The sequence below is a fragment of the Providencia stuartii genome (genome assembly GCF_029277985.1).
In the GTDB taxonomy this organism is placed as follows: Bacteria; Pseudomonadota; Gammaproteobacteria; order Enterobacterales; family Enterobacteriaceae; genus Providencia; species Providencia zhejiangensis.
Window position 1 is genome coordinate 750333 of the sequence record NZ_CP119546.1, and the last position, 23543, is coordinate 773875.

21 protein-coding genes are annotated in these 23543 nt (G+C 43.9%); 10 read left to right on the plus strand and 11 right to left on the minus strand.

Annotation, left to right across the window (positions count from 1 at the left end):
* Positions 1–8: 8 nt before the first annotated feature.
* The 7 genes from eexS to P2E05_RS03225 are packed head-to-tail and all read right to left on the minus strand — an operon-like array spanning position 9 to position 3681.
* Entirely contained in the window at positions 9–440 is a 432-nt protein-coding gene (eexS, locus tag P2E05_RS03195) for an entry exclusion protein EexS (RefSeq protein WP_004249397.1), read from the minus strand.
* A 54-nt stretch (positions 441–494) separates the two neighbouring features.
* Positions 495–1028 carry a FlhC family transcriptional regulator gene (locus P2E05_RS03200; protein WP_004249399.1) on the minus strand — a complete coding sequence of 178 codons (534 nt, stop codon included), beginning with the start codon at positions 1026–1028 and terminating at the stop codon, positions 495–497.
* Positions 1025–1324: a flagellar transcriptional regulator FlhD gene (locus tag P2E05_RS03205; RefSeq protein WP_000210563.1), complete on the minus strand. Its 300-nt coding sequence runs from the start codon at positions 1322–1324 to the stop codon at positions 1025–1027. Before P2E05_RS03205 ends, P2E05_RS03200 begins: the two co-directional genes overlap by 4 nt.
* Positions 1321–1869: a lytic transglycosylase domain-containing protein gene (locus P2E05_RS03210; protein ID WP_004249402.1), complete on the minus strand. Its 549-nt coding sequence runs from the start codon at positions 1867–1869 to the stop codon at positions 1321–1323. The genes P2E05_RS03205 and P2E05_RS03210 overlap by 4 nt, the downstream gene beginning before the upstream one ends.
* Entirely contained in the window at positions 1856–2518 is a 663-nt protein-coding gene (locus P2E05_RS03215; protein WP_004249403.1) for a DUF6475 domain-containing protein, read from the minus strand. The genes P2E05_RS03210 and P2E05_RS03215 overlap by 14 nt, the downstream gene beginning before the upstream one ends.
* Complete coding sequence (locus P2E05_RS03220) at positions 2505–3374, minus strand: hypothetical protein (RefSeq protein WP_004249404.1); 870 nt, start codon at positions 3372–3374, stop codon at positions 2505–2507. Before P2E05_RS03220 ends, P2E05_RS03215 begins: the two co-directional genes overlap by 14 nt.
* A 55-nt stretch (positions 3375–3429) precedes the next feature.
* Complete coding sequence (locus tag P2E05_RS03225) at positions 3430–3681, minus strand: helix-turn-helix domain-containing protein (RefSeq protein ID WP_004249406.1); 252 nt, start codon at positions 3679–3681, stop codon at positions 3430–3432.
* 117 nt (positions 3682–3798) lie between these two features.
* Between P2E05_RS03225 and P2E05_RS03230 the strand changes: the two genes are divergently transcribed.
* The 10 genes from P2E05_RS03230 to deoD all read left to right on the plus strand — a co-directional run bounded on the left by P2E05_RS03230 (position 3799) and on the right by deoD (position 15486).
* On the plus strand, positions 3799–4446 hold the full coding sequence (locus tag P2E05_RS03230) for a LexA family protein (protein ID WP_000854920.1): 648 nt from the start codon (positions 3799–3801) through the stop codon (positions 4444–4446).
* 256 nt (positions 4447–4702) lie between these two features.
* Entirely contained in the window at positions 4703–6292 is a 1590-nt protein-coding gene (gene prfC, locus P2E05_RS03235) for a peptide chain release factor 3 (protein ID WP_154622164.1), read from the plus strand.
* Between the two features lie 287 nt (positions 6293–6579).
* On the plus strand, positions 6580–6990 hold the full coding sequence (locus P2E05_RS03240) for a BON domain-containing protein (RefSeq protein WP_154622163.1): 411 nt from the start codon (positions 6580–6582) through the stop codon (positions 6988–6990).
* Positions 6991–7195: 205 nt separating this feature from the next.
* Positions 7196–8350 (plus strand): patatin-like phospholipase family protein, encoded by a 1155-nt coding sequence (locus P2E05_RS03245; RefSeq protein WP_154622162.1) that lies wholly within the window; start codon positions 7196–7198, stop codon positions 8348–8350.
* On the plus strand, positions 8343–9125 hold the full coding sequence (locus P2E05_RS03250; RefSeq protein ID WP_272657677.1) for a TatD family hydrolase: 783 nt from the start codon (positions 8343–8345) through the stop codon (positions 9123–9125). Before P2E05_RS03245 ends, P2E05_RS03250 begins: the two co-directional genes overlap by 8 nt.
* Positions 9126–9428: 303 nt before the next feature.
* Entirely contained in the window at positions 9429–10703 is a 1275-nt protein-coding gene (locus P2E05_RS03255) for a NupC/NupG family nucleoside CNT transporter (protein WP_195848137.1), read from the plus strand.
* Positions 10704–11171: 468 nt separating this feature from the next.
* Complete coding sequence (gene deoC, locus P2E05_RS03260; protein WP_154622159.1) at positions 11172–11951, plus strand: deoxyribose-phosphate aldolase; 780 nt, start codon at positions 11172–11174, stop codon at positions 11949–11951.
* 53 nt (positions 11952–12004) lie between these two features.
* Positions 12005–13327, plus strand: a complete 1323-nt coding sequence (deoA, locus tag P2E05_RS03265) for a thymidine phosphorylase (protein ID WP_196713780.1) — start codon at positions 12005–12007, stop codon at positions 13325–13327.
* Between the two features lie 62 nt (positions 13328–13389).
* A complete protein-coding gene (gene deoB / locus P2E05_RS03270; protein WP_154622158.1) occupies positions 13390–14613 on the plus strand; it encodes a phosphopentomutase in 1224 nt (407 codons plus the stop codon).
* A gap of 156 nt (positions 14614–14769) precedes the next feature.
* Positions 14770–15486: a purine-nucleoside phosphorylase gene (gene deoD / locus P2E05_RS03275; RefSeq protein WP_004926652.1), complete on the plus strand. Its 717-nt coding sequence runs from the start codon at positions 14770–14772 to the stop codon at positions 15484–15486.
* Between the two features lie 97 nt (positions 15487–15583).
* Here the strand turns inward: deoD and P2E05_RS03280 are convergent, their stop codons facing one another.
* The 4 genes from P2E05_RS03280 to P2E05_RS03295 all read right to left on the minus strand — a co-directional run bounded on the left by P2E05_RS03280 (position 15584) and on the right by P2E05_RS03295 (position 23532).
* Positions 15584–16087: a GNAT family N-acetyltransferase gene (locus tag P2E05_RS03280; protein ID WP_154622157.1), complete on the minus strand. Its 504-nt coding sequence runs from the start codon at positions 16085–16087 to the stop codon at positions 15584–15586.
* Positions 16088–16223: 136 nt separating this feature from the next.
* On the minus strand, positions 16224–19013 hold the full coding sequence (locus P2E05_RS03285) for a M16 family metallopeptidase (protein ID WP_269723376.1): 2790 nt from the start codon (positions 19011–19013) through the stop codon (positions 16224–16226).
* Positions 19003–20709: an ABC transporter ATP-binding protein/permease gene (locus P2E05_RS03290; RefSeq protein ID WP_276123005.1), complete on the minus strand. Its 1707-nt coding sequence runs from the start codon at positions 20707–20709 to the stop codon at positions 19003–19005. The genes P2E05_RS03285 and P2E05_RS03290 overlap by 11 nt, the downstream gene beginning before the upstream one ends.
* 48 nt (positions 20710–20757) lie before the next feature.
* Positions 20758–23532 carry a secretin and TonB N-terminal domain-containing protein gene (locus P2E05_RS03295; RefSeq protein WP_163860674.1) on the minus strand — a complete coding sequence of 925 codons (2775 nt, stop codon included), beginning with the start codon at positions 23530–23532 and terminating at the stop codon, positions 20758–20760.
* Positions 23533–23543: the final 11 nt, after the last annotated feature.

Below are 23543 nucleotides of genomic sequence, written 5' to 3' on the forward strand. Positions count from 1 at the left end.
TTGGCTGGCTATTTTTTTGGCTTTTTGGGATACCTTGGATAAAAGCCATCAAAAAACGAATAGAGCTTATACCAATACCATTTTTCTTCAATGCTCAAAGTTCTACCCGAATCTTTAACTTGGCTAATCAAGAATCTAATTCCAGTGCAAATAGCTAAGAAAAAGAGTCCCAAGCCAACAATTGTCCAACTCGCTTGCCAATATGCGATTGCTAAAAGCATAGTGGTGATGGTTATAAGTCCGATAGGACTAGCAGTTGCTTTAAATCCCAGGTAGCTGAAAAAAAACATGGTGCAGAACAGAAATGGCAAAGCCGCGAACTTGGCAGATGCCGTTAATATTTCTGATGGAAAAAAATGAGCCGCAGCCAAAGTCGCCAGAAAAAGCCCCAGTGATATAACCCAGCAGCGTGCTGGTAAAGATTTAAGTAAGTTTGTCATCTTAGTACTCTCAAAGTACACGGGCGGTGCACAATCAAATCATGCATCAGCATGTTAGTTCTCAAAAAGTGCTCTAGTGGTTTGCTCGGCCATAATCTCGCACACAGGACATTTAAGCTGAATGCGCTGTTGAGATACCGTCAAATACAGACTGCCGCATCGACACCGGCGTAAGGATGCTAGCTGTGATCTTAAATCACGAGCTAGAACCCAACCTTCATTAATGGTTAGTTTTTTCCAGGGGATCTCAGATGGAAGATCTGCTTCTTCCCTTGCAACCAAGTACGCATCGTAAGCCTTCATCAAAGCATCAATATTTAATTGCTTGTAGACATTATCACCACCAATATTGACATAAAGCGCCATCAGCAGGGAGCCTTCAACTAGGGCTCTTCTGCTTTTAACAATGGCATCAGATTCTGGTAATTGACCAGGACAAGGTGACTTGCCAGTCACTTCTTTGTGCAGCCTTCTGATAATGTGGATTGGCAAACCAGTATCGAGCGCGATGATCGTTGTTCGAAATCCGTATTTAATAAGCAGTGAGGCTCGGGTAAACAGCTCACTTTTGGACAGGTTATCAATCATGCATCCCCCTTGTTGTTTAGGGTTGATAATAAATAAGCGATTCTTGGGATACCTGTGCCTTTGCTCTTCACCATCTCAATCAGTTGGCTTTGGTTACCCCTTGGTTGAAACAGCATGAATGATGAGGTCGCCACTCGTTGCAGGTCGTCAACACCGGCATTAATCAGTGCATCCACCACATCGCGTGTAAGTCCAAAGCGCAAGACAGCCTCTTGCGGATCAATGCGCGCTAATTCGCGTGCTGCGTGCAGGTACGCCAAATTTAATTGATAGAAGTCTTGTTGATTGGTTGTCATTGACGGACCTCCAGTTCATGTAAAATATTGCGATAGATAGAAAGCACTCTTTGCCCATACCAGCGTGCACGCTCTTCGTTCCAACTGTGATAGCGGCCTATGCCAAGCTCTAAATCATTTGGTGAAGACTTGATTGCTTCGGCCAAAATACTGGAGCCGACCGTAAGGTTTGTGATGGGGTCTAGCAGTTCCGCTGCTGAGCTCACCCGATGCCCATGCCAATGCAAATTGATTTGCATAAGGCCAATATCGAGCTGATATTTTTCAGTCTCTTGCAGTGCTTGGTTTAACAGTTTCTCTGCTTCTGTCTTAGATTTGGCGTAGGTTGCGTTTGAACCATTGCGAATTGCGTATGGCCATGGACTGGTCATGTTGAGACCACGATGTGAGGCCGACTCAGCCAAGGCAACGGCGTAGAGCATGACTGGATCAATACCAACGCTTTGTGCTGCTTTTTCCCACTGATAGCCCGGAAACGCATAGACTGAAGTGCTTGCGGACATGGCTATCACTAGGGCAATGGTTTTTGATTTAATCGTTTTCATTTTTGTCCTCTAATTGATTTCCGAGAAGCGCCTGAATGGCTTTCGGGCTTATTCTTTTCAAAGGCACTGCGATAAAGTCGGTGATGCCTCTTGTATAAACTTGTGCTGCTTTTGACCAGTCGCCCACGGCAACCGGCGCTTGCATATCAAACCCTTTTTGCTGGTTCTGATGGTCTGCAATACCTTGTAATAGCCTTGGGTATTCACCCACTTCGTCCCGCAACAAGTAAGCCTGGTAGCGTGTTAAAAACTCTTTTTGTTTAAAGGGGTATTCCCTGTCATCTACCTTGCAGAGTTCAACCCATCCCCCCATGTCTGAAATAACGCGGTGAATAAGCGCATCGTCAAACATCACGGATGTCCAAGCGCCAACCTGACGAACAGCCTTGTCAACTTTGTTCCAAGCAACCATGGCTCTTGAACCCGAGTTACCATCGATATGCTTGATGACGTCAGCGGGCTTTGGAAAAAATTGCCCAGTATCCGGTGATTGAATATGCCGAGTCAGACCGATTCGCACTTCTTCAATGCTATAAGCACGAAGGGCTTCAAATGCGATGGATAGCAATTGTGGTGATACGCTTTTGCCATACATGGCCCAAGCAGCTCCCCAAACTTCAGCAAACTCGCGTTTATCAACCTCCTGCACTTGAACGAACCTCCCGAATACCTGGTCCGGCCCAGCTTTCAGCAATGCGGCGATTGCTTTCTTCAATGTTCAACTGGTGATTGCTGCCCTTTAGGCTCGTCGATGATTGCTGTACTTCATCAATGCGAACGTACTCGTCTTCCCATTGGCGGTTTAAAAGCCAGTTATGTGGCATAGGGGTCTTAGTCCGATCTTGATACTGCAATCGGTTGTCTCGTTGCTCTTTCCAGCGTGTTAGCACTTCCAAGGCGAGTTCATGGTCTTCATTGAGGCCCATGCGTAGCCATTCTTCTTTGGCTTTCGCTTTTTTTTCTTTGCGTATTTGTACATCCCAGAAGTCTTCAAACTGTATGTAGTCAACAGTTTTAACTGTTGGTTTATTGCTTCTCTCAGAGTCATCCGACCGTTGAGAGTCCCTTACCGGGTTGCCATCAGGCATAAACAATGATGAAAATTCTTCTGGTAGCCGAGCTTGAAAAGCGGCAAGAGATTTCAAAAGCGATGCCATACCAATGAAGTCGGCAGGTACATCTTTAAGCAACCGAAAGGCTGCTTTACCTTGGTTCGGGTTTTCGATTGGGTTGTGCTTCAGAAAGCTCCGAATCAAAGTCCAACCGGATTCCTCGCAACGAATGAGGAACTGATCTTGTTCTAACTCCTTTAGAGCCTTGGCAACCTGTTGCTCATCCCAGTTCAAGTCAGAAGCAACGTAACCAATCGGCAGTCGAAAGCAGCCAAGCAAATTACAATGTGGGCATGTAAGCAAATACAGTCCTAGCAACTTCGCTGAGTCACTCCAGGACAAAACGTTTTGCTTTAGCCAAAAGCGGGTATAGACCTTGCCATAGTCACGCATGGAGGAACTCGCTTTTGTGTTTACGTAAAATGCTGACCATTATTTGCCCTTAATCCTACTGGTTACTGGCTTTCAGCTCGCTTGGGCATGCGGGATAGATGTCCGGTCTTAACTGAGATCGGGTTACCTGTCCTTGCGTAGCTTGTTCGATGGATAAAACGAATTCAGCGGGAACACGCCCTGATTTATTCAACCAAAACCAGACGTTTTGCTGTTTTGAGTTGATGGCTCGTGCTAATGCTGATTGCCCGCCGACCAAGTCAATGGCACGGCGGAGATGTTTTTGTGTCGTGTTGAACACTTCCATACCGTCTCCTGTTACAATAATAACTGTTACAAGATTGAATGTTACAGTTTAAACTGTAGATTAGTCAACAGTTAAAATTGTTGAAAGGCTACAGTTTTATTTGTAGAATACGGGCTTATGAAAACTTTATCCGAACGACTAAACCATGCCTTGCAGCTTACTGGGGTGACTCAGTCTGAGTTGGCTCGTCGCATTGGTATCAAACAGCAGTCGATCAGCCAGATTTGCTCTGGTAAATCGGCTAGGTCTCGTTACACCATGCAGATCGCGGAGGCGCTTCGCGTGAATGCTCATTGGCTCGCCACAGGTGATGGCGAGATTGGCTTGGGAGTCGGTAATGTAGAAGTCGGGCCTGACATTAAGGGAAGAATTCCTCTCATTAACTGGGTTCAGGCCGGTGATTGGACTGAAATAGCGGAGGGATTTGCCCATGAAGATGCTGAGGAGTGGCGTGAAGTCACTGGGAAAGCACATGAGGGTTGTTTCGCACTTCGCGTAAAAGGCGACAGTATGGAAAATCCAAGCGGAAAAAAATCCATACCTGAGGGGGCAGTGATCGTTGTTGATCCTGAGTTACCTTATTCTTCAGGTTCATTGGTTGTTGCGCGTTTGGATGATTCGAAAGAAGCAACCTTTAAGCAGTTAGTTATTGATGGTGAACAGAAGTACCTAAAACCTTTGAACCCGCAATACCCTGCAATACCGATCAACGGCAACTGCACCATCATCGGTGTAGTACGACAAGCTATCATCGATTTCTGGTAGCGAAGGAATTTGTGGTTTAGCCACAGCTGTTCATGAGCTGAAGAAGCAACGATTGCAAACAGCTACAACTGAGCATTGGCGCACGCTGAGAGTAAATGATAGCCGATTAGATAACCATTGATTGTTTATAAAGTCAAGATCAGCGAAAATAGCGGCCAATTACGATTAACACGACGGATTTGACAAGCGAAGAACTGAAAAGAGAGTACTTCCAAAAGTGTGTACAAATCCGTGTACAAACTAAAAGAATTTATACATGGCAAACCAAGATTTTCTCAATGAAATCAATAAGCGAAGGACCTTTGCTATCATCTCCCACCCTGACGCAGGTAAAACCACCATTACTGAAAAAGTATTACTGTTTGGACAAGCTATCCAGCGTGCAGGGACGGTAAAAGGTCGTGGCTCAAACCAACACGCCAAGTCAGACTGGATGGAAATGGAAAAGCAACGTGGTATTTCGATTACAACGTCGGTGATGCAATTTCCTTATCATGATTGTTTAGTTAACTTACTGGATACGCCAGGCCATGAAGACTTCTCTGAAGATACCTACCGTACATTGACGGCGGTTGACTGCTGCTTGATGGTCATTGATTCAGGTAAAGGGGTTGAGGATAGAACACGTAAATTGATGGAAGTGACGCGTCTACGTGATACACCTATCCTGACTTTTATGAATAAACTTGACCGTGATATTCGCGATCCAATGGAATTGATGGATGAAGTTGAAAATGAACTGAATATCGCGTGTTGTCCAATCACATGGCCTATTGGTTGCGGTAAATTATTTAAAGGCGTTTATCACCTCTTACGTGATGAAACCATCTTATATCAAACAGGTCAGGGCCATACCATCCAAGAAGTCCGTATTATTAAAGGGCTAGATAATCCTGAATTAGATAAAGTGGTCGGTGATGAGCTGGCGGCTCAATTACGTGATGAGTTAGAGCTGGTAAAAGGGGCTTCTCATGAATTTGATCATGAGGCTTTCTTGGAGGGTGAGTTAACCCCAGTCTTCTTTGGTACTGCATTGGGTAACTTTGGTGTTGACCATATGCTTGATGGCTTAGTGCAATGGGCGCCAGCCCCTCAGCCTCGTCAAACAGATGTGCGTAAAGTTGAAGCGACCGAAGAGAAATTTACAGGTTTCGTCTTCAAAATTCAGGCGAATATGGATCCAAAACATCGTGACCGCGTGGCTTTCATGCGTATTGTTTCAGGTACTTATGAAAAAGGCATGAAGTTGCGTCAGGTACGCATTAAAAAAGATGTCGTCATTTCGGATGCATTGACCTTTATGGCGGGTGATCGTTCACATGTTGAAAACGCTTATGCAGGTGACATTATTGGTTTGCATAATCATGGAACGATTCAAATTGGTGATACTTTTACACAAGGTGAAGATCTGAAATTTACCGGTATTCCAAACTTTGCACCTGAATTATTCCGTCGCATTCGTCTGCGTGATCCATTAAAGCAAAAACAGCTGCTAAAAGGCTTAGTCCAGCTATCTGAAGAAGGTGCTGTTCAGGTTTTCCGTCCGCTAACCAATAACGATTTAATCGTTGGGGCTGTCGGTGTGTTGCAGTTTGACGTTGTTGTTGCACGCTTAAAAAGCGAATACAACGTTGAAGCTATCTATGAGGCGGTCAACGTATCAACAGCGCGTTGGGTCGAGTGTGATGATGCGAAGAAATTTGAGGAATTTAAGCGTAAGAATGAGCAAAACCTCGCACTTGATGGCGGCGATAACCTTTCTTATATCGCACCCACAATGGTAAACCTCAATCTGACCAGCGAACGCTACCCAGATGTAAAATTCCGTAAAACTCGCGAGCATTAATTTTTCCTAATCGCTCAGCCCACTACGAAAATGCCTTTTTTTGTAGTGGGTTTTCCCAAACTAAGCATCTATTTTCGAATACTCTCCTGTTTTTTTATCTAAATATTGCAGATTGCTCTGTCTTTTACGTTTATCTACTTTATTTAAAGGTGTTTTTCCCATAGTCTATAGTTATCAATTGTAATATAAGTGTCGTTAATTGATTTAATGGCTTGTCTGCCATATTTGACGATAATGCTTTTATTTCAATATTTAAAATCGCAGTAGAGTCGATAAGGAAGGTTCCGATGAAAAATTTAGCACTGTTACGTTCTTTCATTGTCATTGGATTAAGTGGTGCTCTGTTTGCATGTAGTTCATCAGCAAACTCTCCATTAAAAGAGCAGGCCTCTGAAACGTGGGATAGCGCGGTGAAAACGGCTGATATAGCAGGAAAAGACACCAGTGAAGCGATTTCTAGTGGTGTGAATAGTGCCGATAACTACATGGATGACTCCTCTATCACTGCTCAGGTCAAAAGTAAGCTACTGACAACCAGTGGCATAGACAGTAATTCTATTTCAGTGAAAACCGTCAAAGGGGTTGTTTACCTTTCTGGTTTTGTCAAATCCGCTGACCAGATTGATAAGGTTGTACAAGTCGTATCAAGGGTTAATGGTGTAAAATCGGTACAAAACGGTTTAGTCGTAGCAAATTAATGGATATATAATTGGCGTAAATCACTCAAATAGTCGTCTATTGAGTTCATTAATCCGCTAACATTATTCGCTAATAGTCGAAAACTGGATCTCTTGGTGAGGTTCAGTTTTTGTATTATTGATAAGTATAAATTGATTTAATTAGCGATAGTGCCGAAGTGTATTGCAGTATTGGGATGCAGAGAGGATCTGTCAGGAGACATATATGGGAAAACATGTATCAGTGACACTTGGCAGCATTGAACCTTTAGCTTTTTACGATGAACTCAATAAAGGTAAGACTGCCCTTATTTGTGAGGGAGGCGGTCAACGTGGTATTTTCACCGCAGGTGTATTGGATGAGTTCTTAAAAACAGGCTTTAATCCATTTGATATCATGATTGGTACTTCGGCAGGGGCGCAAAACCTTTCTGCGTATATTTGTGGTCAATATGGCTACGCTCGGCGGGTTATTACCCGTTATACAACAAGCCCACTCTTTTTTAATCCCTTACGTTTTATTCGAGGTGGTCATCTTATTGATTTAGATTGGCTGGTTGAAAGCACCTCGAAAGAGCTACCATTACAGATCAAATCTGGGATTGAATTGATGGAAGCGGGGCGCGAATTCTATATGGGAGCCAGCCGTAGTGATGACTTTGAAGCCGAATTTTTGAAACCTAACGCTGATACATGGTTAGATATCATTCGTGCTTCTAGTGCTATTCCGGGCTTTTATCGGATGGGCGTCGAATTTGAAGGCACTCTCTATCATGATGGAGGGATTAGTGCGGCGATCCCTGTTGAAGAAGCATACCGTCGTGGCGCTGATACGATTGTGGTGATCCGTACTGTTCCTTCTCAGATGTATTTTACCCCCGAATGGGTGAAGAGAATGACGCGTTGGCTGGAGGGTGAAAAATATGGCTTACAGCGAATGGCTGCTATGCTAAAAGTTCATCTAAAAAGCTATCGCCGGACACAGGAGTTTATTGAAAACCCACCGGGAGACTTACAGATTTTTGAAATCTATCCTTCCACGCCACTAAAAAGTAGTGCATTAGGGAGCCGGTTGTCAGCGCTTAATCAGGACTATCATTTAGGGCGTCGCTGTGGGCGCTACTTTATTGCTGCATTAGGCCATTGTTTTACAATGAATAACAATGGATTAAATCGCTTTAGCTTTGAAAGCGCCGCCCATGAAGAAATACAGATTGCAGAAGATTACGCGGAAGCGATCTTTGATGCTAAACATGATGTTGAGTTAGTTGCTCAACGTAAAGCCAAAAAGGCAACGGATACGGCACAGGCGATGATGACGGGAGCCATGATGGCTGCAAACGAGGAGTCGGAGCAACCGCTGAATAAAAAAAATGACTAACCGATTTATTGATACCCATTGCCACTTTGATTTTCCACCTTTTGTTGGTGCGATTGATGAAAGCCTCTGCTTAGCGGAAAAGGCAGGGGTTACGGATATTATTATTCCGGCGGTCAGTGTTGATAATTTTGAGCGAGTTTGGCATTTAGCTCAGCGATACTCACAGCTGCATGCGGCTATTGGCTTTCATCCTCTGTACTTGAATCTCTTCCAAGAACAACATATGGAGACAATGATAGGTTATTTACAACAGAATCACGCTAAGTGTGTTGCTATTGGCGAGATTGGTCTTGATCTCTATATGCAAGAACCGTTGTTTGATTTACAGCAGCAAGTGTTAATCGCCCAACTAAAATTAGCTAAGCAGTTTGATCTGCCAGTCATCTTACATTCGCGTAAAAGTCATGACCCGCTGGCTGCATTGTTACGTCGCTACCCTGTACCTGCATGCGGTGTTATTCATGGTTTTGCAGGCAGCCTATCACAAGCTCAAGCATTTATTAAATTAGGCTATTTCATTGGTGTTGGCGGTACCATTACTTATGAAAGAGCAAATAAAACACGTCAAGCGATCGCCAAATTACCCCTAACCTCATTGGTATTTGAAACCGATGCCCCAGATATGCCTGTGTCTGGCTTTCAAGGTGAGCCAAATCGTCCTGAGCGTATTCAACAGATTTTTCAGTCGTTATGTGAACTACGCCACGAAAGTCCCGATGAAATTGCGCAGCAACTTTACATAAATAGCCTATCATTATTTAATCTGTTCAAATAAAAGCCAGATGCATTCACTGTTTTTATGAGAGGTAAATTTTATCTGGCTAGCTTATTCCCTGCATTTTTTCACCTCATTATTCTCTCTTTTTGTGCTTTTCAGATTATGTCGATAACTAAATGTGATTTTAATCACAAGAATTGAATTTTTGTTACTTATTACACTATGTATTTGTGACGAAGATTGCGGGTTCTTGGAAGGGACTAGGTATAATCATCGCACAAAGAGTCAAGGGAACTTACCAGTTTCCTTTCTACATCAATCTAGCATTAAGTGAACAGGGATACTTCCATGCAACTCATTATGAGTCTGGTTGGGATGGCAGTACTGATTGGTATTGCCGTACTATTCTCCAGCAATCGTCGAGCGATTAAACTCCGTACTGTTGGCGGGGCTTTTCTTATACAGATCGCTATCGGTGCATTTGTACTTTATGTACCAGCAGGTCGTCGCGTATTACAAGGGATGTCAGATGGCGTTTCTAAAGTTATTAGTTACGGCCAAGATGGCATGAATTTTATTTTTGGCGGCCTTGTTTCCGACAAAATGTTTGAACTGTTTGGCGGTGGTGGATTTGTTTTCGCTTTACGTGTTCTGCCAATCATTGTGTTCTTCTCTTCATTGATCGCGGTTCTTTATTACCTCGGTATTATGCAACTAGTCATCAAAGTATTGGGTGGCGGCTTGCAAAAAGTGCTTGGTACCTCCAGAACGGAATCTTTATCTGCTACAGCGAATATCTTTGTTGGGCAGACAGAGGCACCATTAGTTGTACGTCCTTATATCTCGACCATGACCAATTCCGAATTATTTGCGGTTATGTGTGGTGGTTTGGCTTCTGTAGCAGGCTCTGTATTGGCCGGTTATGCGCAAATGGGTGTTCCAATGGAATACTTGATTGCTGCATCGTTTATGGCGGCTCCGGGAGGATTACTGTTCGCTAAATTGCTTGTACCCGAAACTGAGGAAGTGCGTGATAACGTTAATGCGACAGAGTTGGTTGCTGAAGATGAGCGCCCAGCAAACCTGATCGATGCAGCTGCTTCAGGTGCTGCTTCGGGGATGCAATTGGCCTTGAACGTAGGTGCAATGTTATTGGCATTTATCGCCTTGATCGCTCTAATTAACGGTATTTTAGGCGGTGTTGGTGGCTTGTTCCATTATCCACAACTTTCTTTGGAATTAATTCTGGGATGGGTATTTGCGCCGATAGCTTATTTGATTGGTGTGCCATGGAGTGAAGCAACAGTTGCCGGTTCGTTTATTGGTCAAAAAGTGGTTGTTAACGAATTTGTTGCCTTTATGAATTTCGGTGAATACATGAAACCGGATGCAGATGTTCTTGCGGCAGGCAAACAGGTACTTTCCGATCATACTAAAGCGATCATTTCATTTGCACTGTGTGGTTTTGCTAACTTATCTTCGGTGGCTATTTTACTTGGTGGTTTAGGTGGTATGGCACCAAATCGTCGTAGTGATGTCGCCCGTTTAGGAATGAAAGCTGTTCTGGCGGGTACGCTCTCTAACTTAATGAGTGCGACTATTGCGGGCTTCTTCTTAACACTTGCAATAATTTAATCTCTCGTTTTTTGAGGAAGGGCAAATGCCCTTTCTCTTTCATTATTTTCAGTTATATTCTTTCTTCTTTTTATTTCATACCGTCAATTTTGAACTACGCTTAATCAAGTGTATTGATGGCATTGGAAGGCTAAAAAAGACATAAAAAAGCCATTTGAGAGAATAAAACTGAGACTAAATAGCGTATAATTGCGATATTGTTCACATATTTGTATTTAACAATGTAACGTTCAGGCAATTAATGTGATTTGTAGCACACAAAATAGCCGAGTTCCATGGTCAAATAGCGATAAATTAGCTGCTATGGACTGCTAGTTCTCAGAGTGAATGTGCTCTAGGGTATTGTGCGGTGAGAAGGAATTCAGCTGCTACATTCGGGTTTTCGAGTAGCATCTTTAAGGAACCAAGCCCGCTCGCCAACAAAGAACGTGTTGTTCTGACAGAATTCACAACGTTGGAGAGTTTTTTATGACTGATTTAACTGCTGCTGCGCAACGCGCGCTGAATCTGATGGATTTAACCACCCTCAATGATGACGATACCGATGAAAAAGTGATCGCGTTGTGTCATCAAGCAAAAAGCCCAGCAGGCCAAACTGCGGCTATCTGTATCTACCCTCGTTTTATTCCTGTTGCACGTAAAGCACTGCGTGAGCAAGGTACGCCCGAAGTGCGTATCGCAACAGTCACTAACTTCCCGCATGGAAATGATGACATCGAGATAGCGTTGGCGGAAACACGTGCTGCTATTGCTTATGGTGCAGATGAAGTTGATGTGGTTTTCCCTTATCGAGCGTTGATGGCTGGTAATGAAAAAATTGGTTTTGATTTAGTGAAAGCGTGCAAAGATGCTTGCGCGGCAGCCAATGTCCTTCTGAAAGTGATTATTGAAACCGGCGAATTAAAAGATCCTGCACTGATTCGCAAAGCTTCTGAAATCTCAATTAAAGCGGGTGCGGACTTTATTAAAACCTCCACAGGTAAAGTACCGGTGAATGCCACTCTTGAAAGTGCTGAAATCATGATGCAAGTGATCCATGATATGGGCGTAGCGAAAACCGTTGGTTTTAAACCGGCGGGTGGCGTTCGTACTGCTGAAGAAGCTGCTCAATATTTAGCATTAGCAGATAGAATTTTAGGTAAAGACTGGGTCGATGCTCGCCATTTCCGTTTTGGCGCATCAAGTTTATTAGCTAATCTGTTGAATACACTTGGTTTTGAGACTAAAAAATCAAGCAGTAACTATTAATAATAGTGTGATTAAGCGATTACCTAGATTCTGTTTGAATTAAGGAGCATACCGTGTTTCTGGCACAAGAAATTATCCGTAAAAAACGTGATGGTAAAGTACTGAGTGAAGAAGAAATTCGTTTCTTTATCAATGGAGTACGAGATAATTCTGTTTCTGAAGGTCAGATAGCCGCATTGGCAATGACCATCTATTTTAATGATATGACAATGGCTGAACGTGTTGCATTAACATTGGCAATGCGTGATTCAGGCACTGTACTAAACTGGAAATCACTCAATTTAAATGGCCCTCTCGTTGATAAACATTCAACTGGCGGGGTTGGTGATGTGACCTCTTTGATGTTAGGCCCAATGGTTGCTGCGTGTGGTGGCTATGTGCCGATGATTTCGGGGCGTGGCTTGGGCCATACCGGAGGAACGCTGGATAAGCTTGAAGCGATTCCTAATTTTGATATTTTCCCAGATGATGAGCGTTTCCGTGACATTATCAAAAATGTTGGGGTTGCGATTATCGGGCAGACAAACTCACTGGCACCCGCTGATAAACGTTTTTATGCAACGCGTGATATCACTGCAACAGTTGATTCTATTCCACTGATTACCGCATCTATTTTAGGCAAAAAATTAGCTGAAGGTCTTGATGCCTTAGTGATGGACGTCAAAGTGGGGTCAGGTGCCTTTATGCCAACTTATGAAAAATCAGAGCAGTTGGCTGAGTCTATCGTACAGGTGGCTAATGGTGCGGGTTGTAAAACAACGGCTTTATTGACCGACATGAACGAAGTACTTGCTTCAAGTGCGGGTAATGCCGTTGAAGTCCGCGAAGCGGTGCAATTTTTAACCGGCGAATACCGGAACCCTCGTTTGTACGAAGTCACGATGGCGCTGTGTGTTGAAATGCTTGTATCCGGATCCTTGGCTGCAAATAGAGAAGAAGCTCGCCAGAAATTGCAGGCGGTGTTGGATAATGGACAAGCCGCAGAGATTTTTGGTCGTATGGTGGCGGCTCAAAAAGGCCCAACTGATTTCGTTGAAAACTATAACAAGTATTTACCAACAGCCGTATTGCACAAAGCCGTGTATGCGGAGAAATCCGGTATTGTGACGGCAATGGACACCCGTGCGCTGGGTATGTCTGTGGTGACATTAGGTGGTGGTCGTCGTAAAGCAACTGACTCGATTGATTATAGTGTTGGTTTAAGCGATATCGCGGCACTGGGAACTTCCGTTGATAGCCAAACGCCATTAGCGATTATTCATGCAAATAGTGAAAAAGCATGGGAAGATGCAGCAAAAGAAGTACGTGCTGCTATGGTTATTGGTGATAAAAAACCAGAAGTTTCACCAATGGTTTACCGCCAAATCAGTGAATAATTGACAAATAAGTTTTATCAGTGGCACTTCCCTATAGGGAATGATGACGCAGGAGAGAAGTTATGAAACGTACATTTATTATGGTGTTGGATTCTTTTGGGATTGGTGCAGCAGGTGATGCGCACAAATTTAATGATGAAGGTTCAAACACATTAGGCCATATTGCAGATGCCTGTGCGCGTGGTGATGCAGATAAAGGCCGTAAGGGGCCGCTGCATTTGCCTAACTTAACCAAACTGGGTCTGGGTAAAGCAGCTGAAGAGTCTTGCGGTAAATTCCCAGCAGGCCTTGATCCTAATGCAGAGATCATCGGTGCTTACGCTTATGCGAGTGAAATTTCTTCAGGCAAAGATACACCATCCGGTCACTGGGAAATCGCGGGTGTGCCTGTACTCTTTGACTGGGGGTATTTCGCAGATGAAGAAAACAGCTTCCCACAAGAGTTGTTAGATATCATTGTGAAGCGTGCTAACTTGCCTGGTTATTTAGGTAATTGCCACTCTTCAGGTACCGTGATCTTGGATAAATTGGGTGAAGAGCACATGAAAACGGGTAAACCGATTTTCTACACCTCAGCTGACTCCGTATTCCAAATCGCCTGTCATGAAGAGACTTATGGTCTAGACAAACTGTATGAGCTATGTGAAATCGCTCGTGAAGAGTTGACAAATGGCGGCTACAACATTGGTCGTGTTATCGCGCGTCCATTCATTGGCGACAAAGCAGGCAGTTTTGAGCGTACGGGTAACCGTCATGACTTAGCCGTTGAGCCACCATCACCAACCATATTGCAAAAATTAGTTGAAGAGAAACAAGGTGAAGTTGTTTCTATCGGTAAAATTGCGGATATCTATGCACATGTAGGTATCACTAAGAAGGTGAAAGCAACAGGTATTGATGCTCTGTTCGATGCCACCGTGAAAGAAATGCAACAGGCGGGTGATAAGACGATTGTGTTCACTAACTTTGTTGATTTCGACTCTGCTTATGGACACCGTCGTGATGTACCCGGTTATGCAGCAGCATTAGAACTCTTTGACCGTCGTTTACCAGAACTGATGGAATTGGTCAAAGAAGATGACATCTTGATCTTAACCGCGGACCATGGCTGTGACCCAACTTGGCATGGTACTGACCATACTCGTGAGCACATTCCCGTTCTCATTTATGGTCCGAAAGTCAAACCCGGCTTTTTAGGTCATCGCGAAACATTCGCGGATATCGGTCAAACCGTCGCTAAATATTTCGACCTCTCACCGATGGAATACGGCAAACCAATGCTGTAATTGGTTAACATAAATATAAATAAGGCAGGAAACTGCCTTATTTATTGTTGATGGTATTGGGTCATTTGCCGTAGACAGCGAGTATTATCAGTCGCTACTATTATCAGGTAATGATGTTAAACTTTTCAATTTAATGATTTATAAGGAATAATAATAATGGCAACGCCTCATATTAATGCAGAAATGGGTGATTTTGCTGACGTCGTATTGATGCCAGGAGACCCGCTGCGTGCGAAATATATCGCTGAAACTTTCCTCGAAGACGTGCGTCAGGTGAATAATGTTCGCGGTATGTTAGGCTTCACGGGCACTTACAAAGGTCGTAAGATCTCCGTGATGGGTCACGGAATGGGTATTCCTTCTTGCTCTATCTATGCGAAAGAGTTAATCACTGATTTTGGTGTCAAAGTGATTATTCGTGTTGGTTCATGTGGTGCAGTAATGGATGATGTGAAACTGCGTGATGTCGTTATCGGTATGGGTGCCTGTACTGATTCAAAAGTGAACCGTCAACGTTTTAAAGATCACGATTTCGCGGCGATTGCAGACTATGAACTGGTGCATAATGCCGTTGAAGCGGCGAAGGCGAAAAATGTCAATGTTCGTGTCGGTAACTTATTCTCTGCTGATCTGTTCTACTCGCCAGATCCCGATATGTTCAAAGTCATGGAAAAATACGGCATTTTGGGTGTTGAGATGGAAGCTGCTGGTATTTATGGTGTGGCAGCGGAATTCGGCGCGCGTGCATTAACAATCTGTACCGTTTCCGATCATATCAAAACCGGTGAGCAAACCACCTCTGCGGAGCGTCAAACAACGTTCAACGAAATGATTGAAATCGCATTGGATTCCGTTCTATTAGGCGATAAATAATCATCCAGTGATTTCTTATTGGATCATGCCACGTCTATCACGTGGCATTTTTTTGGGGAAAGAGCAAGAGAAGTGTATGACATTCAAATTGGCGTGATTACTTGCGGTTTTTATTAATTCTACTCATCATAATTGCGTCGACATACTGTCCATCGCGAAAAGCGTAATCACGCATCACACCTTCTTGCTCAAAACCAAATTTTTTATAGAGCCCCAACCCATTGTCGTTAGTCGCATAGACTTCTAATTCAATGCGATGAATATTTAACCAGTTATCACAATAGTCGACCATCACTTGCATCAGCGCAGAACCAATTCCTTTTCCTTGATGCATCTCACTGACGGTAATGCCAAAACTGGCGACATGTTTACGTCGTTGCTGACTTGGTTGATGGATGGTGAGGATCCCAACGACAGTATTATCAAGAGTCGCAACAAAATGAGTGACGAGAGGATCATTTGCAGTTAGACGAGCTTCCCATGTTTTGAGCGAAGGGTAAGGGAGCTGTAATGTATTAGCGTACGCTGAATAATCAGCATGCATTTGTGTGACGGCTGGAATATCGTCTAAGGTTGCTCTACGGATCACGATGTCATTCATAATGTTATGTCTCTTTTTTATTGGAAAACAATACCATTAATCATATAAGCCGTCAGAGAGTCAAACGGTTATATGTAAAAACTTTTGTAAGACAATGTGTTGGGTAAATAAAGGGGGAACAATCCCCCTTCAATAGCTACGGTGTCATCGTAAAGACTTTCGGGTTTTTCCCCAGATATTGGTTGGCGATACGGTTAATATCGTCAACTTGTAATTGGCGAATAATCGCTTGCTGTTGATTTAAGCGCTGATATTGTCGGTCATCAGAGGCAATTTGCGCTAATGCTTCAGTCCAATAACCTGAGCTATCGGTTATTTGGGCGTGTTCTGTGAGCCAAATATTTTTTGCTTCAGTCAGCTCTTGGCCGGTGACACCTGATTGGCGTAACTGATGAATGGTTTTTTGGGCGATTTGATTCATTTCCTCAGTACGTTCTGGGGAGGTGGTAAAATTAAGCCGCGCAAAATAGTAGGGTTGCGGTTTTTTGGCAAGCAGTTGTGAGAAACCGAGAGCATAGATACCACTGGCTTTTTCGCGCAGTTCACCGCGTAGGCGTTGACTCACAATGGTATCTAACAATTGCATGGCAAGTTGATCTTGCTGTGTCCATTGTGCAGGAGCCGCAAACTGGATGCTGACCATACTCTTATCGCTACTACTAATTGGATAGCGTTTATTAAAGCTCTCCATTTTGGGCATGATCCCTTGGTCTCGCCAAGCCAGTTTTTGATTGCTGGTGGGAATTGATGCGACCCATTGTTCCAACGATGATTTTAATTCTCGCTTATTGATGGCACCACTGATGATGAGTGTCATATCGGCAGTAGAATCCAACAGTTGGCGATTAGCCTGTTGCAGCTGACCTGCGGTAAAATTTTTCCAGCCACCTTGTGGATCAATGACTAATAACGCGCCATTTTGATAACTTTCTTTATTAATGTTATCAAGGAAAGTACGTTCAACAGGGGTTTTAGTGAGATTCAAAGCAAAAGACTGTTTTTGTTGTTCTAATTTTTCACCGCTAAACTGTGGTGAAGTCAGTTTTAGATGTAGTAATTGCAGCGCGGTGTCTAGGTTATCAATAGGTGTTTTGCCTCGAAAACCGTGGGTCAGTAATTCGCTATAAGGGCGAATTGAGATTTGGTTTTGTTTGGCGAGTAAGGCTAAATCGCGCGCACTGTATTCAGCATAACCACTGCTTTCAGGGAGCTTTAACGCCCAATCAGTCAACCCTGCCGTTTGAGGCGTTTCGAGAGAACGGCCACCGGGTAGCTGTAAGTTGAACTGAATATCTTCTTTAAGGTGATTATCTGCTTTAACAATGACCTTAATGCCATTGCTCAGTTGCCAGTGCTCAGTTTTAGCGACGGGGAGGTCACTTTGCTCGAGGATAGAGCCTTTGGGAATTGGCGGTAGTTGCAGTGTGATGGCTTGAGAGCGTAGGGTGAATGGCCCCGGTGAACTTAGACGAGTATTTTGCCACTGCTCACTAAAGTCCGCATGATTGACTTTCGTTGCGTCAGTATCAGGACCAATGAGCGCTAAGCGTGGTGAGGCTTCATTTAAAAAGTTCGCCACGTGCAGCTGTAAATCTTGCGGTTTAACTTTCCCAATAAGCTGGTAGCTTTTATCCAATTGTTGGCGTTTATTCCACATTGGCATGTCATATTCAAGTGCGGTGGTTAATTGACCCGCTAAATAGTCGTTGCCATAGCGCTGTTCTGAAGCGGCCTGCTGGCTAAGTTTTTTTAAGATATTTTGTCGAGCGCTATCAAGCTCCTCTTGGGTCACAGGCTCAGTTGCTAATCGCTGTAGCTCGGTAAATAAAACCTGAGTGGCCCCCAGATAATCCTCTCCTTTAGGGTGGATAATCATTAATTGTTGTAAGCGCTGGTTATCTAGCATTGAGCCTTGTTCATTGATACTAATCGCAGGTAATACGCCATTATCCACTAAAACAGAGAAACGCTGATTTAAAATGGCGAGCCATAGGCTGTCCAGTAAATCTTCGTATTGCCCTTCTCGTGTATTGAGAGGTGCGATAATGTCTTTCTGCAAAGCAAACTGGACATAACGGGCACCTTGCTCTTTATCAAACACCGGTTGGACGAGCAGAAAATTAGCGTGAACAAATTGTTTCCACTCTGGATTATCTTGAGACAGGCTCTTTGGTTTTGGCATGGCGAAAAGCTGATTGATTTCGTCACGTACGGTGGATTGATTGAAATCGCCAATCACCAACAGGGTCATACGTTGTGGTTGATACCAAGTTGTATAATACTCTTTTGCCAGCGCGATTGGAGCTTGGCGTACGATATCCAGTGAACCGATCGGATTGCGTTCGGCGTAGCGGCTGCCGTGGTAGCGTAAATGTTCGAGACTATTATTGATGCGATAGCCCATCCCTTGACGCAAACGCCACTCTTCAATAATCACGGGGCGTTCCTTTTCAAACGCGTCTTCATCAAATGAGATATTGGAGGCCCAATCCGCCATTACCTGTAGGGCGATTGAAACTTGTGCTGGTGTGGCCTCGGGTAAAGACAACTTATACAGTGTTGAGTTGAGGCTCGTGATCGCATTGACATGACTGCCCAGTTTCAGACCCTGTTGCTCTAATTGTTTAAAACCGGTAGTGCCCGGAAAATGTTTGGTGCCTTTAAAGGCCATGTGCTCAGTAAAATGCGCAAGTCCGAGTTGTTCTTCATTCTCTTGCAAAGAACCACTTTTTACTAGCAAACGCAGTTCAACACCCGGCTGAGAGCGTTGTAATAAATAAACGTTGAGACCATTATCAAGCTGATAATGGTGTAAATCCGTTCGAACAGGTAATAAATCGTGTCCGCTGAGATTGGAAGCTGCGGGCATCCCACAACCAATGAGGCTTAGGCCAACAAACGTGATGAGTACGATGTTACGAAGCATATTCAGGGGTTCCTGTGGTTATGTTGGCGCGAGTTGGCGCTTCTTGCAGAGGAATAATCTGTTCAGCAACTTGTGACAGAAAACGTTGATGAGTGACGAGTACAATCGCGCTGTCTGGCAGCTCATGCTTAATGAGTTGAATCAGCTCAAGAGCACTGTTTTCATCAAGGGCTGAAGTTGTTTCATCCAACAGCAGTAATTTGGGGCGATTAAGTAACAAGCGTGCAAACATAAGGCGTTGCTGTTCACCACCCGATAATCGGTTGTGCCAATCGGTTTCTAAATTTAACTGATAATGCAACTTGCCTAACCCGACCTTACTGAGTACTTGCTTAAAGTCGGTTTCAGTGAATTGAGCAATATCTTGAGGGTATGCCAGTAAGCAGTCCAATCGGCTAGTAGGAAGATAAAGGCGTTGGGGGATCCACATTAGGCTGTTTGTGCGTTTAATTGTGCCAGTAAAGAAGGGCCAATGACCACTCAACGTGCGTAGCAACGTTGATTTACCAATACCGGAGCGACCTGAAATTAAGGTCAGTTCACCTTGTTTAGCGGTTAAATTAACCTGCTCAATTAAGGTGCGATTATCTGAGGTGGTCACTTTAACCGCAGCATTAAGCGCCGGTTGCTCTTCGATAAGCTGAACATCTGCTGCTTTGTCATTTTCTAATAGGATCACAAAATTGTATAAACGTGATACCGTCGCTTGCCATGCCGCTATCTCTTTATAGGCAAAAATAAACCAGCCTAATGAGGTCGCCACACTGCTGAAGGCTTGGCGTAATTGCATCAAGCCACCTAACATAATTTCGCCAGCAAGAAATTTAGGTAATGCGAGTAAGACTGGAGCCAGTGCTGTCACCTGTTGATAACCAACGGTATAAAACGAAAGATTGCGTTCACAGCGGATCAATCGGTTCCAGTTACGCATAATTTCACCAAAGCGATGCATTAACTCTTTTTTATCTTGTTGTTCACCACGTTGTCCCGCGATAGCATCGCCGTGATGGCGGCAATGAATTAACGCGCTACGGTAATCCGCTTCACGGCGTTGTTTATCCATGTTTAAACGACGCAAAGGGAAGCCAATCCATTGTGTTAAGGCGATACCAATAAGCGTGTAAATAATACAAGCCCAAAACATATAACCGGGAATAGACCAATCCGTGCCCACTAAGTTGAATGAGAGGCTGCCTGACAGTGTCCAAAGAATGGTGGCAAAGGAGACCAGTGTTAACATTGAATGCAGGAAGGTGACCAGCAAATTCAGTGTCGACTCAATCAGTAAACGAATATCTTCTGCAATACGTTGATCGGGGTTATCTGGCTCTTGTGAGGTTAACCGTAGCATATAGTGTTTACTGTTTGGAGACAGCCAGCGATTGAGAACGACCTCTGTCATGCCTTTACGCCAACGGATAATCAGCATTTGCTTGAGATAGTTCCCCATAACGACGACGAAAATTAATCCGCTGACTAACACCACAAAATATTGCAAGAGGCCATAGAGCGCCTGGCCATCAAATTTTTGTAACGCATTATAGAAATCACCGTTCCACATGTTCATTTTGACATTGAACCAGACCGATGACAGGGTTAGCCCCAGTGAGGCGGCAAGCAGTAGCCAGCAGAAAAGGGCAGTACGCTGCCCCCAAAAAGGTTTAACTAAATAGAAAAATTGTTTCAGTGTCTTCATGACGTTCTTCGTATTGTTGTTGTAATTGGCTCACATAGCTAACAAGATTTAAAGGTCGTAATTGATTTGTAGCCAGAACTGGCGACCCGGATCGTAAGATTTCAACACCCTATCTTCGAACACAAAACGGTCCGCGATATTTTTGTTGTTCAAGATATTGTTCACTTCCACAGAGAAGCCAAATCCATAGGCAAAATCAGGTTTCCAGCCAAGACGGGTATCCCATGTATATTTACTAGCAAAATGCTGTTTGCTGTATTTGCGAACTTGCCCATATTCAGGATCAAATGCATAGGCATTGTCATAGCGAACGGCTTGGTCGCGAGCTCCCCACCATTGCAGGCGGTTATACCAAGTGAGATCATAATCATCCCAAACACTGGTCAGTTCTAGGTTAAACTTAAATGGAGAGTTAAAGCTGGTTGACGGTAATTTTGAAGCATCGATGACTTTACCGTCATACCATACTTTGTTGAGATTAACTTTATTGGCTGGGTCAAACGAGTTATAGCCCGCATCTTTTGGCGTATTACTTTCACTTTGCTGCCATGTCAGTGAGGCAGTCATCACATGAGAAGCTTCTGCCCACTCCCAAGGTTGGCTGTTATTAACGGAAAGTGTCACGGTGTCGTGTGAACTACGACCGCCATTATCAAAGGTACGAATGCTACGTTTATCAAAGTCGCGAGTATCGTATTTGGTGCGTGTTCTGACCTCATCATAACCTTCACGGTGTACATACTGTAAACGCCATGTGGTTGATAGGATCTCCTGTTGCAGCGCAAGGGTTAGCTCATCGTTATAAGGGGTTTTAAGTGAATCCAGTCCTTCATAATCTTTTTTGTTATCCCAATCGTTTTTATTCGGATCAAGCGAGCAGGGGGCAAACTCACCATAGCTATTACATAATTGCATACCATCATTTTGTGCACCATATAAGGCATAGGTTAGCATTGAGCGGCCGTAATAACGGTTTGCACCTGCAATAATCTGTGTTTTGCCATCGCCAAAAACATCATAGTTACCGGATAAGCGGGGCGCTATATTGGTACGATTAACGAAGTCGTCGCGATCTAAACGGATCCCTGGACGAATGGTTAACTTGCCATATTGAATATTGTCATCAAGGAATAAGGCGTAATTAGTGTAGTCGGCAGCGTGGTTTCCTGCTTGGAAACGAGTAACATTGCTGAGGTAACCGTTATACATGCCATTGTTATCTATGCTACCCGTGTAGGTATAGCGGAAGTAGTCTTTATCTCGTCGATAAGTGCCTTTGGTGTAATTGAGCTCTGCGCCTAAAGTGGGTTTATGAGTGAGGCCTAACCCATCTTCCATAGCATTAAAGCGCATCACACTTTTTAAGCCATGATTTTTCTGTTTTGAGGTGAGATCGCCTAAACCACCGCTGCTACTTTCCGCGGTTTCATAGGTGGTATAATCAATAGCACGGACGGTGAGCGAATACTTCTGGTCATCTGTACGATCATCTTTGAGTGTTTGGGTGTTAGCGGTTAACTCGAATTGGCCAATATCAAATTGATGTTTAAAAACCGCAGTAAAACCAAGACCATCATGGGTTGAATCATAACCTGAATTCATCACTGAGGCTGAAAATAGGCGGCTATCGTAAGAAGCATAGTTAGCTGAGAGATCCAACGTACTTTTATCGGAGAGATCGAGTGAATATTTCAGGAAGTAGTTATCCGATGTGCGGTGCTGCTTCTTCTCACCTGAAGCGAAATCAACCATTTTCACTTGATTATTTTCATCAAAGATAACGGAATCCCCTCCCGTTACCGTCATTGGTATCGTGGAACTGCGGCGTGATGCTGAAAATACAATCCCTGAATTTTCACTGACACCTAATTCAAACCAACCCCCAAAATCATCTTTATCGTAGCGATTCTGGAAACGAGCAGGGTTAGCGGTATCATTTTTGGTCGTATCGATTCCGAGTGCGGGGTCATGGAATAAGTTGTTCCAGCCTGAACGTGTTAACCGGTAATAAGCGTGAGCGCTGTTTTCACCTTGCCAGCGGCGGCTATTCACCTCAACGGTTCCTCCCGTAAAGCCCCCAAATTCAACAGGAATGTTATTATCATACACCGCCATGCTATCGATAAGACGGCTATCGATATAGATCCCTTGATCGCTACTGCTTAAGCGAGTGGCTGTTTCACCAAGGCCACTATCTGCGGGATCAAAATCATTGTTGAAGCTCACACCATCAAGGCGATAAGCGTTTTGATAACTGCTCGAACCATGAATTGAAATACGTGAAGGCTTGATTTCCCCTTGGTTCATTGAGTTGCTGTCATTATTGGCAAATTGCACTGCTGGGTTGGTTTTCATCAGATCCGTAATATTGCCATCACCCGTGTTACGCTGGCTGATCTCTTCCGAGGTCACATATTGTGGGGCAGACATCACATCGGTTGCTGGGTGATTTTGCACGACACCAGAAACTTGTGTTTCGGGAAGCACTAAGGTGCCTTGATTCAGGTTTTGTGGGCGAATAACAAACACCCCGTTATCACTAACCAACTCTAATCCACTACCGATAAGTATTTTTTGTAATGCGGTTTGTGCGGTGTATTGGCCTGATAATGATGGAGCACGTAGCCCATTGAGTTGGCTTTTGTCATAGAGGAGTTGAAGGTTTCCTTGCTGACTAATTTGTGCGACGGAAGTTGCGAGAGGTTGTTCCGGAAGTGAAAAAACAACTTCTTGAGCAATAGCGGAATGACAGCTTATCGCACTACTGATAGCGACAAGTAGCGCAACAGGCTGAAACCGTTTGTGGGTGAATCGAGTAGACATGCATATCCCTT